General features: G+C 67.5%; 11 protein-coding genes. 7 read left to right on the forward strand and 4 right to left on the reverse strand.

Features of this window, described 5'->3' with window-relative positions; translation table 11 throughout:
* Positions 1-99 precede the first annotated feature (99 nt).
* Entirely contained in the window at positions 100-2,451 is a 2,352-nt protein-coding gene (locus tag ACIQK6_RS33500) for an arylsulfatase (protein WP_402696370.1), read from the reverse strand.
* 621 nt (positions 2,452-3,072) lie between these two features.
* Between ACIQK6_RS33500 and ACIQK6_RS33505 the strand changes: the two genes are divergently transcribed.
* The 5 genes from ACIQK6_RS33505 to ACIQK6_RS33525 all read left to right on the forward strand — a co-directional run bounded on the left by ACIQK6_RS33505 (position 3,073) and on the right by ACIQK6_RS33525 (position 6,600).
* Positions 3,073-3,897 carry an acetoacetate decarboxylase family protein gene (locus ACIQK6_RS33505; protein ID WP_402696371.1) on the forward strand — a complete coding sequence of 275 codons (825 nt, stop codon included), beginning with the start codon at positions 3,073-3,075 and terminating at the stop codon, positions 3,895-3,897.
* 119 nt (positions 3,898-4,016) lie between these two features.
* Positions 4,017-4,505 (forward strand): SRPBCC family protein, encoded by a 489-nt coding sequence (locus tag ACIQK6_RS33510; protein WP_402696373.1) that lies wholly within the window; start codon positions 4,017-4,019, stop codon positions 4,503-4,505.
* Positions 4,506-4,703: 198 nt separating this feature from the next.
* Entirely contained in the window at positions 4,704-5,030 is a 327-nt protein-coding gene (locus tag ACIQK6_RS33515) for a hypothetical protein (protein ID WP_402696374.1), read from the forward strand.
* A 384-nt stretch (positions 5,031-5,414) separates the two neighbouring features.
* On the forward strand, positions 5,415-5,840 hold the full coding sequence (locus ACIQK6_RS33520; protein ID WP_402696375.1) for a hypothetical protein: 426 nt from the start codon (positions 5,415-5,417) through the stop codon (positions 5,838-5,840).
* Between the two features lie 313 nt (positions 5,841-6,153).
* On the forward strand, positions 6,154-6,600 hold the full coding sequence (locus ACIQK6_RS33525; protein ID WP_402508632.1) for a DUF6325 family protein: 447 nt from the start codon (positions 6,154-6,156) through the stop codon (positions 6,598-6,600).
* A 1,885-nt stretch (positions 6,601-8,485) separates the two neighbouring features.
* On the opposite strand, the gene ACIQK6_RS33530 is transcribed toward ACIQK6_RS33525, so the two are convergent.
* Positions 8,486-9,160 carry a 4'-phosphopantetheinyl transferase gene (locus tag ACIQK6_RS33530; protein WP_402696376.1) on the reverse strand — a complete coding sequence of 225 codons (675 nt, stop codon included), beginning with the start codon at positions 9,158-9,160 and terminating at the stop codon, positions 8,486-8,488.
* 226 nt (positions 9,161-9,386) lie between these two features.
* Between ACIQK6_RS33530 and ACIQK6_RS33535 the strand changes: the two genes are divergently transcribed.
* Together ACIQK6_RS33535 and ACIQK6_RS33540 are read left to right on the forward strand one after the other, a co-directional pair.
* Positions 9,387-10,085, forward strand: a complete 699-nt coding sequence (locus ACIQK6_RS33535) for a YitT family protein (protein WP_402696377.1) — start codon at positions 9,387-9,389, stop codon at positions 10,083-10,085.
* An 8-nt stretch (positions 10,086-10,093) separates the two neighbouring features.
* Complete coding sequence (locus ACIQK6_RS33540; RefSeq protein ID WP_402696378.1) at positions 10,094-10,870, forward strand: thioesterase II family protein; 777 nt, start codon at positions 10,094-10,096, stop codon at positions 10,868-10,870.
* Positions 10,871-10,924: 54 nt separating this feature from the next.
* Here the strand turns inward: ACIQK6_RS33540 and ACIQK6_RS33545 are convergent, their stop codons facing one another.
* Complete coding sequence (locus tag ACIQK6_RS33545) at positions 10,925-11,737, reverse strand: SAM-dependent methyltransferase (protein ID WP_402696379.1); 813 nt, start codon at positions 11,735-11,737, stop codon at positions 10,925-10,927.
* Positions 11,738-11,811: 74 nt separating this feature from the next.
* On the reverse strand, positions 11,812-12,897 hold the full coding sequence (locus tag ACIQK6_RS33550) for a MupA/Atu3671 family FMN-dependent luciferase-like monooxygenase (RefSeq protein ID WP_402696380.1): 1,086 nt from the start codon (positions 12,895-12,897) through the stop codon (positions 11,812-11,814).
* Between the last annotated feature and the right edge of the window lie 2 nt (positions 12,898-12,899).

Here is a 12,899-nt window from a genome sequence, read left to right on the forward strand (position 1 = left end):
ACGCGTTCTCCCCATCAGCGGCGCCGACTCGGCCGTCAGTCGTAGTGCCGCCCTTCTCCGGCTGATGCGGAGCCATCGGTCACGCGGCATGCCCCTGGTTCACTGCCGGGCCATGTGCATGCGCATCTCGCTGTCCGCATCGGTGATGAGTTCGCCCGACAGGTCGATGGTCACGGTGTGGAGTTCGCCGGTGAACCGGAAGGGTGACGGGTAGTCGGAGGTCACCGGCTGGCCGGGGTTGGCACCGCAGGTCATCCCGCCCGGGTTGAACATGACGGGCGTGGTCACCGGGAACTCGGCCACCGCGACCAGGCGACGGTCGATGTAGAGCTCGGCCCGCCCCGGTGCGCCCTTGCCGGAGGCGAGGTCGGGCTTGCCCGTCGGTTCGAACTCGAAGCGCAGTTCATGCCGGCCCGCGGGTACCTGGTCCGTCGAGGACACCGTGTAAAGGGCCCGCGAGACGTAGTTGTGAACGTACGTCAGCTTGCCGTCCTTGATGTAGAAGCTCCAGCCGCCGGCCATCGACCCCTGGCTCATCAGTACGCCTTCGGCGCCGTCGGCGGGGATCTCCACATCGGCGGTGATGCTGTGCGGACGGTTGAGGACCCTGGGAGCGACGGAGGGCGGCAGCGACTGGGTGCCGGGCCGGAACGTGTAGCTGGTCCGCTCCTTGCCGATCTGCGGACGTTCCGTTGCCATTCGTGTCAGTACGCTCCCGTCGATCGGCAGCACTTTGTACTTTCCGGCCTCCACGTACCACAGGGAGATCAGCTCGATGGTCTTGGCGTGGTGGTCCGAGGAGATGTCACGGGTCTCCGCGAAGTCCTCGTCGATGTGGTAGAGCTCCCAGGCTGTGGCGTCCAGTTCGGACAGCTTCTCCGAGCTGATGGGCGTCCCGAACGGCTGCTTCGCCTCGGTGAACGACGGGCCCGGCCAGGGACATACGGCGCGCCAGCCGTCGTGGTCGATGGCACGGTGCCCGAGCATCTCGAAGTACTGCGTACGGTGGAGGCTCGGTGCGGCAGGGTTGTCGAAGGTGTGGGCGAAGCTGACACCGTGCAGGGGGGACTGGGTGACGCCCTTGATGGTGTCCGGCGGTTCGATGCCGAGGACGTCGAGCACGGTGGGCACCATGTCCACGAGGTGTGCGTACTGGGTGCGCACCTCCCCTCGTGCCTTGATGCCGGCAGGCCAGTGAACGAGGAACGGGTCGCTGGCGCCGCCGCGGTAGGTCTCCCGCTTCCAGCGTCGGAACGGCGTGTTGCCCGCCCAGGTCCAGCCCCAGGGGTAGTGGTTGAACGTGGTCGGACCGCCGAGGTCGTCGATCGCCTTCAGGCTCTCCTCCAGCGGTTCGGGAGCGTTGTTGAAGAACTGCGCTTCGTTGGCCGTCCCGGTGACGCCGCCCTCGGCGCTCGCCCCGTTGTCGGAGACGACCATGATCAGCGTGTTGTCCAGTTCGCCGATCTCCTGGAGGAAGTCCAGCAGCCGACCGATCTCGTGGTCGGTGTGGGACAGGAAGCCGGCGAAGACCTCCATCATGCGCGCGGCGAGACGGCGGGCGTCGGGGGACAGGGACTCCCATTCGGGGACGTCCGGGTCGTGGCGCGAGAGAACGGCGTCGCCGGGTACGACACCGAGCCGCTTCTGGTTGGCGAAGGTCACCTCACGGTAGGCGTCCCAGCCGTCGTCGAACTGCCCCCGGTAGCGATCGGCCCATTCCCGCGGCACGTGGTGCGGCGCGTGGGTGGCGCCGGGGCAGAAGTGGAGGAAGAACGGCTTGTCGGGAGCGACCTGCTTGGCGTCGGAGATGAAGAGCTTCGCCTTGTCCGTCAGGTCCGGGGTGAAGTGGTAGCCCTGTTCCGGCGAGGCGGGGGGCTCGACCTGGTGGTTGTCGTACACGAGTTCCGGATACCACTGGTTGGTGTCGCCGCCGAGGAATCCGTAGAACCGCTCGAAGCCGCGGCCCAGCGGCCAGCGGTTGTAGGGTCCTGCGGGTGACTCCTGGGCCGAGGGCATGAGGTGCCACTTGCCGAGCATGTACGTGTTGTATCCGTGCTCCAGCAGCATTTCGGACAGGAACCCGTTCTCGAACGGGATGTTGCCGTTGTAACCGGGGTAGCCGGTGGCCAGCTCCGTGATCGCCGCCATCGCGTTGGAATGGTGATTGCGACCGGTGATGATGCACGAACGCGACGGCGAGCACAGTGCCGTGGTGTGCATGTTGTTGTACAGCAGTCCGCCCGCGGCCAGACCGTCGAGGCGAGGCGTCTGCATCGGACTTCCGTAGCAGCCCAGCTGTCCGTAGCCCGTGTCGTCGAGCACGATCGTCAGCACGTTGGGGGATCCCGGCACCGCCCCCGGCGGCTCGGGCCATGCCGGGCTGGAGACGTCCGTGGTCCGCCCGATCACTCCGGAGAAGGCGCTCCCCGGCTTGTACTCGTTCACTGGCATCGTGCCTGTCCTTCCTTCCTGCCGACCCGTGCGGACGGTTCGGCAGCTGGGCCGATGTGCACGGAGCGGCGGGCGGGCGCAGTCACGCCGGCCGCTTCCGGCTCCGGCGGTGTCCACCACAGTTCGGCTGCCACAGCAGGGGTTCTACACGGGCTGTCGGATACCCCTTGAGCCGTTTCGGGACCGCGCCACCGGCGACTCGTCGCACCCCGAAGAACCGTTTGCGGGGCTCAGAAGTCAGAATTTCAGTGACGCGAACCCGCGTGAGGATGTGCTTATGCGGCCCTGTGGTCGACGTGGAGGTCCAGTTGCTGGCCTGCCGCGCGTGGAGCACCATAATTATGGTAGGTGCATCAGAAGATGGCCGCCACTGGACCTTCCGAATGCTCGTCAATGGCTGCCCAGGTGCGAAATTCCGGTGCCTGATCAAACGGCCGATCGAGGCGATTACAGGCACGGCATTCAGGGATTCGCCAAATCCCGCCTTCCGTGCAGCGTCGCAATCCAAGGGAAGAGAAAATGACTACGCCTGCTATCGAGCCTGGCCTGAAGGGTACTCTGCCACCGGAGGAGTACACGACGAAAACGATGCCTCACTGGGGTCAGACCTACGACGCGGCAATGGCCGGCTACAAGGCCATGGACTACGTGTCGGTAGCCTTTGCGACCGACGCTGAAAAGGCGGCCGCACTGATCCCACAAGAACTGGAACTCATTGCAATTCCAGCCTTGCCCGGCATGGCGTCGGCGAACCTCGTGTTCGCCAAATATCGTGAATGTGACCTCGGTCCCTACATGGAGGTGATCATCTCGATCTCGGTCCTCCATCAAGGCCGCCCCTACGGGTACGTCCCAGCTATCTACGTGGACAACGACGCGGCCTTGCTGGCCGGGCGCGAACTGGGCGGCTACCCCAAGAAGATGGCCCGGATCACGATGCGCAACTACGGAAATCTCTTCCTGAGCCAAATGTCTCGCGGCTCGATCCAGACGAAGACCGTGGATCCCAACTTCAATGATCTGGCCTCCTCCAGCGTCACCAAGGGCACCAAGCTGTTCTCGGTACCGTTGCCGGCCGACAGAACGGACGAACTACCCTATCCCTACAATCTGTTGCTGCCGCTGCCCCCTTCGACGGGAGAACCTCAGGACTACGTTCTGCCGACAGTGGCGTTGAAGCGCTTCCCGGGCGTCGGGCCGGGACCGAACGGCCACGCCGGAGCCGAGGTGCTCCAGCTCGTAGGCACCCCGTGGCACATCACGCAGGCGGACGTCTACGCCGGCGACGCCGCCAGCATGGAGATCTACCCGTCCGAAGAGGATCCGATCGGCCGACTCCTGCCGTGCAATGCCGTACTGGGCGCCTTCGTCCTGCAAGGCTCCATGTACACGAAATCCGATGAATGGGTGGTCCTTGAAGACCTGAAGCAAAATAATGCGGCATAACCCGCGCCCTCCCAATGCCGCCAGGAACACGCGTTGATGCAGTCGCATTCTCGCGCAGCGGCATGACTGCCCGCTACGCGCCTGCCTCGATCCGAACTGCCGGGGGAAGGATGCGCCTGATGGCTCGCCACTGGCATCCGCTCGCCGAAATCGGAGACAGCTTCCTCATCTCGGCGCCCTTTCGCTACGAATCCTCGGTAGAAACCACAGCATCGGCCGAGCGGATATGGGAAATTCTGACCGGCGAACAGCTGGTCGACTGGGTGTGGGCATTCACCGGCCTGAACTGGAACTCGTCACGCCCATTCGGTGTCGGCGCGGTACGTGATGTCACCTTGCTGAAGTTCTTCACCGCAAGAGAACGCTTCTTCCGCTGGGACGAAGGGCGCCGTTACAGCTTCAGCGTCTACGAGGCGTCTCGTCCCGGCTTGCGCCACGCGGCGGAGGACTGGACCGTCGAGCCCACGCCCTCCGGCTCACGCCTCACCTGGGCGATGGCGATCCAGCCGACCCCCCTGGTCACCCCGTTGCTCTGGGTCAGCAGCCCGGTCATCAGACTGGTCCAACGCCACGCCCTGCGCGCGGTCCGCACGCACGTCCGCGGCTGACTTCCGGGCTCCAGCCCCAGGGACGCTCCGCCCGCGCGACTGCGTGCCCCCTCTGTGAGCGGCGACACAGCGAGAAGCCAGACCACGAGCGTACCCTCTGCGTAATTCACCCCCCTTTGATGCAATGCAAGGGGCGGGAGAGCCCCGTGTCGACGAAGAGGCCGTCTGCGGGAATCGCCCACACCGCGGAGGGCTCGAATGCTGCGCCTGGCATACCTGACAGATATCCGTGTGTGCGCGGTGGCCAACGTCCTCAGCCCGTACGAATGGCGAAGGCTCACCCCCGAAATGGTCAGCCGCCGCGCGCTCGCCGCGATCGACGACCCCGAAACGACGGACCCGGTACCGGTGCCCCGCCATGACGAGCGGATCGATCTGCTGGTCGATTCTCTTGTGCGCTGCCGGTGGCGCTCCCTCACGGCCGAGGCCGTGAGCCGCCGGATGGTGACGGTTCTGGACGCCTGCCATGACGAAAGCCAATGGCTCGAGATCGAACTGCGCTGGCTGTCGGAGCGGGACCGCTGATACACGGCGAGGCCGGCTTTTCGATGTCGATACGTATGGGCTCGCCCGGGCGAGCCCATACGTATGGGCGGACGGGCTCGCCGCCGGCCCGGTCCAGGGCCAGGAGGGCGGAGTCCGTGCCGGGCCAAGGTCCGGTGCGGCAGTAGAACTCCTCCCGGCGCAGGTCGCGGCCGGCGAGTGCGGCTGTCCCGGGTCAGCGGCCCCAATTCGAGAAATTCCGGGATTTGTATCGTTCCACTGCTTTGCTTCCGGTGCATCCGGGCGGCGTGTTTCCCGAAACGCCCGCACCTCGAACTGCCGGCCGATGGTACTCATGGCAGGCTGGAAGTGCGTGTCCCGTCAACTGAGCCATTTCGGGGGACCTGAAGCCCAGGAGGATTCTCAATGGCCTCGCATAGTGCAGGAACTCAGCGCACCGCCGCAGGTGGTGAAATCGCCGTATCCGGTTGGGTAGCATTCGCCGCGATCATGATGATCTTCGGCGGTATAATGGCGATATTCGAAGGAATAGCCGCCATCGCTCAGGATGATGTTTTCGCTTCCACTCGGAATTTCACCTTCCAGTGGAACCTCGCGGGCTGGGGCTGGCTGCACCTCATCCTCGGAATCGTCATGACGCTGGCGGGCGTCGCCCTGTTCAAAGGGGCTACGTGGGCCCGGGTCGTCGGCGTCGTCGTGGTGGGTCTGTCGATGCTCGCCAACTTCGCGTGGTTGCCCTGGTATCTGTTCTGGGCCATCACGCTGATCGTAGTGGACGCCGTCGTCATCGCGGCCCTGTGTGCTGCCCCGCGCAGGGATGCCTCGGCCTGAACCGGCCCCCAGCGGTCTGGCCCAACGAGCATGGCGTTTGGTGTCGGGGCCGCCTTCTCGCCGTCGAGGGGACGGCATCTGTCACCACCTCCGGACAGGGACTTCGGCCAGGATGCGGGCCGTCAGCCACCGTGCGAGGCTGCCCTTCGGGGCCGCCGTCCCCTTCGCCGTCGTCATTTTCATCATCTGGGCGCTCTGCGCCCGGCCGGTGAAGCGGCGGGGTCGTCCGAACGTGAGGTCTCGGAATCGTTCGGCCGCCGAAGAAGGCGCTCCACCTCGAACGGCGATTCATCGAGTGAACGGAAGGGCAGACATGGCATCACCTGACACCGACGAACTGGGGCCGGTCGACTACCTGGTCGTCGAGTTCCCGCCCGCCACCTCGAACTTCACCGGCGAGATGGCCAAAGAGCTCGACAAGCTGGTCACCTCGGGGATCATCCGGGTCCTGGACCTGGTCATCCTGACGAAGGGGGCAGACGGCGAGCTCGACGTACTGGAGGTCGACGACCTCGAAGACGCCGGTGAATTGCGCGCCGCGGAGGCGAAGCTGGCCGGCCTGCTCGCGGAAGAGGACGTCGTCAATCTGGCCGCGGCCATGGAGCCTGGTACCACAGCCGGGGTACTGGTCTGGGAGAACGTGTGGGCGGGGCCCTTCGCCGCCGCCGCACGCCGCTCGGGAGGCCAGCTCATCGCCAACGGACGTATTCCGATCCAGGCCATTCTGGCCTCGATCGAGGCCGACGAAGAAGGAGAATGAGATGCCCCTCGGACCGATGCGCAGAGGGCGGCGTGGGGTCATCGGCGCCCCCGTCGCTCGCACGGCGGCCGTCGTCGGCACGGCAGCGGTCGTCGCCCACGGGGTCGGTCGCCGCAGTGACCGCCGGGAGGACCGCCGGGACGACCGTCAAGACCGCCGGGAGGACCGCCGAGACCGGCGCTGATCCGAGCCTCACTGCCGGTCCGGGACGGCACACGCTCCCTTCGGCCGCCCGGATGCCGAGGTCGGCCAACGACCGCTATGGGTCCGGGAGCCGGTCCTGAGGGCGCGGTCGCGCAGGGTACGGTCCGTGCCGGTCATCCACCGGCCGGGCCGGTGCAGCGCAAGCCGATGTTGCCGGTGGAGGAGTTAGGCGTGTCGGACATCCGGGCGGGACCTCGCGGGGGCCGGTGGCGCGCCCGACGGTGTGGAACCGGTCGGCCGTCCACTCCCATCTCAGAGGCCGCCGGTCAGCAGTTGGTCGGTATGAGTCCCGAAACACCTGGGGACAGCTGACCGAAGTTGCGAACGGTTGTAGGCTGCCGGGACCGCCCTTGACCTGCGGGAAGCAGGCAGGGAGCAGACATTTTGCGAGCTTCTTCATGTTTCGCACCATGTTCAAGTCCCACATCTGGCATCCGGACGTTTCCGCAGGTCACGGCGGTACCGGTGGGCCTCCGGTCAGCAAACGCTCAGCATCGGACCAGACCGTGTCCCGGCGATGCCGAAGCGGGGCGTGACTACGGGGCTGGTCCGATGGCCGCCTGGTCCGCACTGCAAGGCCCCGCACGGCAAGCCGGCTCGCCCGTGGAACAGGCCCGTTCATCAAGGCCCCGTGACTGGTCCAGGCCCATGCGCTGCCCGCGCGTACAGGTGCCGGCTCCGGGATGCTCTGGGGGGCACAGGGCTGAGAGGAGGGCCGCGTCACGCAGGGTCATGCGGTGCAGGGACGCGGGCTTCTCATGCGGAGAGCATCACACCTCTATTCCTGCGGTCAGCCTACGACAAGGAGCCATACCCGGCGGCCAGTCGAGGGTGGGGACCCGGAGCGCACCCCGGAATCCGTCGTCATCCAATATCGGAGGCGGCGAGATTTCCGCCATGGACAGCCGCAAGGTTGGTTGCCGGTCTCGTGCTGCAACGAGGTCGCAGCCGCCATGATCGGTGTGGTCGCGCACGGAGCGTACCGAGTGCGTGAACAAGCTCCACTCGAACGAGCACAAGCCAGCGAGACTGAGACCAGAATGCGGGGAAGACCAGGGGAGCTGCCGTGGATGCAGCGATGGAGCTGTTCAAAGACCTTGCTCCGGCTTAAGCGCCCGGGGATGTACAGCTGCTTCTCCCCTTGGAAGGGGCTGGGCGCCGAGGTTTCCGTAGCGATGTGGCTGCGTGCGTTGGCCGCAAGTCCATCAAGGAGGTCCGTCGCGCATGTGCAGGCATCCCATGCCCGGAAGTATCAGAAAGACCGCCCGCATCTTTGAGCCCGAGCGATAGAAGCCACTCTGAGCGGACAGGTGCTCCTCTCCTTGTCGCAGCAGGTTCTTCGTCTGCTGTGGTACCGGGGCTGTACCCATTCTGACCAGCGAGAACGCAAGCGGTTGCCCGCACTCGGCGGTGTGTTGGTCCGGTGCTGGTCCGGATCTTGGTCTGACGTGATGTTGCACGGGCTCCCCCTGTGGCTTGGTCGGTGGTGCACCGGGCCGGGTCGCAAGCTTCCGCAGCTCTGAGCGCCCTTTCCGGCCGAACGGGGACCGACCGGCAGCGGCCCCGGGCGGTGTGGGCATGTTCGCGTTTGGGGAAGGCAGGTCCTCACACCCATCGAGTTCGCACTTCAGCTGTTCGTCGGCCCCATCTGTTGATGCGGCGCCCAGGTCTACGAACCGGATCACCAGGCGGTTCGAGGAACATGCATGGCGGTCGTGATGAGCCCGTACCGGACCATCCATCGGCCGCGGAAGCAGTCCGTGGGCAGGTTGCCGACGACGGGTGCCGGTACCAGCGGCCGGGCCTGGCATGTGCCGGCCGTGAGATCGAGTGCCACTTCTGCCTCCCGGAACTCCAGTTCGCGGCCGGTCAGCGGGTACCACGTCTTGAAGGTGCTTTCCTTGATGCTGAACAGGAGCCGGTCCCAGCGCACTTCGGGGCGCTGGACGGTCAGTGAGCGTACCCAGAGGCGTTCTGCCGGTGTGGCGATCGAAGCGAGGAGGCCCTCGGGAAGAGGCACGTTCGGCTCCGCGTCGATACCGAGCGCGCCGACGTCCTGCGTACGGGCCACGGCGGCCGCACGGTATCCGGCGCAGTGGGTGAGGCTGCCGACCAGACCCGGCGGCCATCCCGGTGCTCCTCGGCGGCTGCGCGTCAGCGGAGCCGGCCCATGTCCCAGGCGGGCCATGGCCCGCCGCGCGCACAGGCGTGTGGTGGCGAACTCACGCTGACGTCCAGGAGTCGCCTCGGCGACGGCCTCCGCCTCCTCGGGGAGGAGTGCGGTCTCCGGCACCCAGACCTGGTCACCGTAGACGGCCTCGACGACGACCCCGGCCGGCACGATCCGCTCGATCACGTGACTGCCTCTCTCGACGGACTGCGGCTGACCGCCCACGCTACGGGCGGTGAGGCGGCGCGCGTGGGTCCGGCCCCGGCTCTGGGGTGCGTGCTGGGGGTTCTACCGGGGTCTGCGCACTCGGTGTCGGCCAGGCTCGTGACCGACACGCGCCCGCGCCCGAGACCGCCGCTGCCGCGGCGCTGTGACCGGACGCGCGCCGATCCGAAGGGAGTAGCAAAGTCTCATGCCCCGGCCCCGCCTCACCTGGTCCAGCTTCCGCACCCACATGATGTCGTCGCGCACCCGCTACCTGGTCTATTCGGGTGGCTGCCTGATCTTCTCCGCGGGTGCGGCCTGTTTCATCCGATCGGACCTCGGAACCGATCCACTGGACGTGTTCGCCCTGGGTCTCCTGGGGCACCTGCGCCTCACCATCGGGATCGCCCAGGCACTCGTCGCCGCAGTCTGCATCGCCGTCTGGGCCGTATGGAACCGGCGGCCCCCGGTCCTCTCCCCGTTCATCACCTTCTTCCTCTGCGGCAGTGTGATCGACGTGCTGCGCGCCGTGGACGCGGCCGGGTATCTGCCCGTGCCCCGCACGGTCCTCATGCTGACGGGTGCGCTGCTGTGTACGTACGGCTCGGCCCTGATCATCATGAGCGGTGTGGGTATCCGCGCCATGGACCTGGTCGCCATCACCATGACCCACCGGTGGCGCTGGCCGTTCTGGGTTGCCAAGGGGAGCCTGGAGCTGGTGCTGCTCGGTGCCGGGTACCTCCTCGGGGGACCGGTGGGCGTGGGCACCGTGTGCTTCCTGGTGTGCGTCGACACACTGATCCAGCCGTGCATGCGGCTCAACGCACGATTGTTCTCGCTGGCCAACCACGGCCTCGAGAAGCCCGTGGGTCCGCGTCCGGCCTTCCGTCCGACCCTGATCCGATAGGCGCTGTCATGGATCTCGTGACCGAGAACGCCGAGAAGTGGGTGCTGCGGCCGGTCCGCCGACGGGCCGGCCGCATCCGGCTGCTGTGCCTGCCGTACGCCGGGGGGAGCGCCGCGGTCTTCCACGGCTGGGGCGACCTGCTGCCCGAGGCGGTCGAGCCGTGGGCGGTCAGGCTTCCGGGCCGGGACGCGCGCATGGGCGAGCCGCCCGCGACCGACCTGCGAACGGTGGCCGCCGAAGCCGCCGAGGCCGTGGCGGGCCTGCTCGGGGACGAGCCGTTTGCGCTGTTCGGGCACAGCCTGGGTGCCTACTTGGCCTACGAGATGGCCCGCGCCCTTCGCGACAAGTGGGATCTGCACCCTTCGCTGCTCGCCGTCTCTGCCTCCCACACCCCACAGGCGCGGGTCCGCGCCGGTGCGCCGTTGCACCGGCTGCCGGACGAAGAGTTCCTGGAGGCCCTCGACACACGGTACGGGGCGATCCCGCCGGTGATCCGTGAGGACCGGCAGCTCCGAGCGGTCTACCTGCCGATCCTGCGGGCGGACGTGACGATGCTGGAGACGTACGAGTACCTGCCGGGCAGGCCGCTCGCCTGTCCGGTGCTCGCCTTCGGCGGCTCGGAGGACCGGGAGACCAGCCGCGCGGGCCTGGCGGCCTGGGGGGAGCTGACCGGCGCCGGGTCCTCGGTCGCCCTGCTGCCCGGCGGGCATTTCTTCCTCCAGCCGGAGCGGGAACGCCTGCTCTCCCTGCTGGCCCCGGAACTGCTGCGGACCTTGGTTCCCTGAGCTCGGACAGAACGAGGCCCCGTCAGCCGCCGCTGACGGGGCCTCACCGCTTGATCAGCGGCGTTCCGCGGTGATGAGCACGTAGCCGAGGCCGGGCGTGTAGAAGGTGTTGACCTCGGGGTCGAGCATGGCCTTGACCACGTTTTCACCGGCGATCCGCACCCACTCGTCGCGGTGCTCCAGCATCTGGGCGCGCAGGCTGACGCGTACCGTCTCGGGCACGAGGATGTGCGAGGTCACGTCCTCGATGTCGACGACCGTGAAGCCGGCCTCTTCGAGCAGCGGTCCGTACTCGTCGAGCCGGATGGCCGTGACGAGGGGGTGGATTTCCGACCAGTCCTTCTCCGGCTCGCGGAACATGTCGGCGATGGCGAGGCGGGAGCCGGGACGCAGCACCCGGGCGGCCTCCCGGAGCGCCTGCGCCTTGTCGGGCATGTGGATCAGCGACTCGAAGAGCCACGCGGCGTCGTACGAGCCGTCGGCGTACGGGAGCTTCATCGCGTCGGCGCGCTCGAACCGGACCCGCCCGGCGACTCCGAGTTCCTCGGCGCGGGCGGTGGCCCGCTCGATCTGGCGCTTGCTGACGGTGATGCCGACGACATCGGCGGCGGCCGCCTGGGCGAGACGGAAGGCGGGCTGGCCGATTCCGCAGCCGATGTCGAGTATGCGCTGGCCGGTTTTGGGAGCGAGCCGGCGCACCATGAGGTCCGTCAGGTGCGCGGTCGCCTCCTGGAAGGAGGATTTCTCGTCTCCTTCCGGCCAGTATCCGACGTGCAGGTTGCTGTCGCAGATCCGGGCGTGGAACTCGCTGAACTCGTCGTAGAGCTCGGCGACTTCCTCGGTGTTGGACTGCGGTGTCGAGTTCATGTGCGGTGTTCTCCCTACTGCCCGAATGGGCTGGTGGATGGTGGTCTGGTTCTGCGGATCGGCCGGTTCAGTGCTCAGCGCCGGTCGTAGTACCAGGTCATGGGGCCTGCGGAGGCGGGCTCGGCCTCCGGCGGGGCGAAGCGGTGGCGCAGTGCGTCCAGGGCGGGCAGCGCCGCCAGGACGGTCTCGAACGGCAGACCGAAGTCGACGAGGCAGGCGATCTCGTCGACGCCGGTGGAGCGCAGCCGCTCCACGGTGGCCGCGCACTTGTCGGGCGTCCCGAGCAGGGAGCGCCTCCGGTAGTAGTCCTCGGCCATCAGCTCGGCGAGCCCGTCCTGTTCGGCCGGGTCGGTGCCGCGGGAGGAGCCGCTCACCTGGTCATCGGCCCGCTGCTGGGTCATGAAGGACGCGAGGTAGTTCTTCACCGGGCCGCGTACGGTGTCCCAGACGCGGTCCTCGTCCTCGCCCACATACGTGTGCATGCCGATGGTCACGATGCCGGTCCGCGGGTCGTGGCCGGCCTCCTCGCGGGCCGCCCGGTAGCGGGCGATGTCCTCTCCGAGCTTCTCCCAGCTCGTCAGCAGCGACAGCACGTTGAGGCCCAGCCGGCCCGCGTCGTCCCAGGTCTGCGGGTTCGAGGTGTGCACCAGCCACAGGGGGAGTTCCGCCTGGGCGGGCCGCGGGTAGGTGCGGACCTCCAGCTCCCGCCCGCCGGGGCCGGCGAAGGGGACTGTTTCCCCTCGCCACAATGCGCGGAGGGTGGAGATGTGCCGGAGGGTGTGCTCCCGGCGGGTCTCGTAGTGCTCGGGGTAGAAGACGAAGTCGCCCTGGTGCCAGCCGGTGGCCACGCAGACCCCTGCCCGGCCCCCGGAGAGCTGGTCGACGAGCGACCACTCCTCGGCCACCCGGACCGGGTGGTGGTGCGGGAGCACCACGCTGCCCGCTCGGATTCTCAGATTCCGGGTCGTGACCGCCAGGGCGGCGGACAGGACGGCCGGGTTGGGGAAGCTCCCCCCGAACTCCTGGAAGTGCCTCTCGGGGGTCCAGATGGCGGTGAACCCCCGCTCGTCCATGAACCGGGCGACGTCGAGGACGAACCGGTAGCGCTCGCCGAAGTCGTACCGGTCGTTGGCGGAGAAGAAGTAGACGCTGAAATCCATGG

This window comes from Streptomyces sp. NPDC091682 (genome assembly GCF_044756625.1).
Classification (GTDB): domain Bacteria; phylum Actinomycetota; class Actinomycetes; order Streptomycetales; family Streptomycetaceae; genus Streptomyces.

Coding starts and splice junctions, on each gene's coding strand:
- ACIQK6_RS33500 (WP_402696370.1), bottom strand. CDS start 2,451: ATGCCAGTGAACGAGTACAAGCCGGGGAGCGCCTTCTCCGGAGTGATC.
- ACIQK6_RS33505 (WP_402696371.1), top strand. CDS start 3,073: ATGGCCGGCTACAAGGCCATGGACTACGTGTCGGTAGCCTTTGCGACC.
- ACIQK6_RS33510 (WP_402696373.1), top strand. CDS start 4,017: ATGGCTCGCCACTGGCATCCGCTCGCCGAAATCGGAGACAGCTTCCTC.
- ACIQK6_RS33515 (WP_402696374.1), top strand. CDS start 4,704: ATGCTGCGCCTGGCATACCTGACAGATATCCGTGTGTGCGCGGTGGCC.
- ACIQK6_RS33520 (WP_402696375.1), top strand. CDS start 5,415: ATGGCCTCGCATAGTGCAGGAACTCAGCGCACCGCCGCAGGTGGTGAA.
- ACIQK6_RS33525 (WP_402508632.1), top strand. CDS start 6,154: ATGGCATCACCTGACACCGACGAACTGGGGCCGGTCGACTACCTGGTC.
- ACIQK6_RS33535 (WP_402696377.1), top strand. CDS start 9,387: ATGCCCCGGCCCCGCCTCACCTGGTCCAGCTTCCGCACCCACATGATG.
- ACIQK6_RS33540 (WP_402696378.1), top strand. CDS start 10,094: ATGGATCTCGTGACCGAGAACGCCGAGAAGTGGGTGCTGCGGCCGGTC.
- ACIQK6_RS33545 (WP_402696379.1), bottom strand. CDS start 11,737: ATGAACTCGACACCGCAGTCCAACACCGAGGAAGTCGCCGAGCTCTAC.
- ACIQK6_RS33550 (WP_402696380.1), bottom strand. CDS start 12,897: ATGGATTTCAGCGTCTACTTCTTCTCCGCCAACGACCGGTACGACTTC.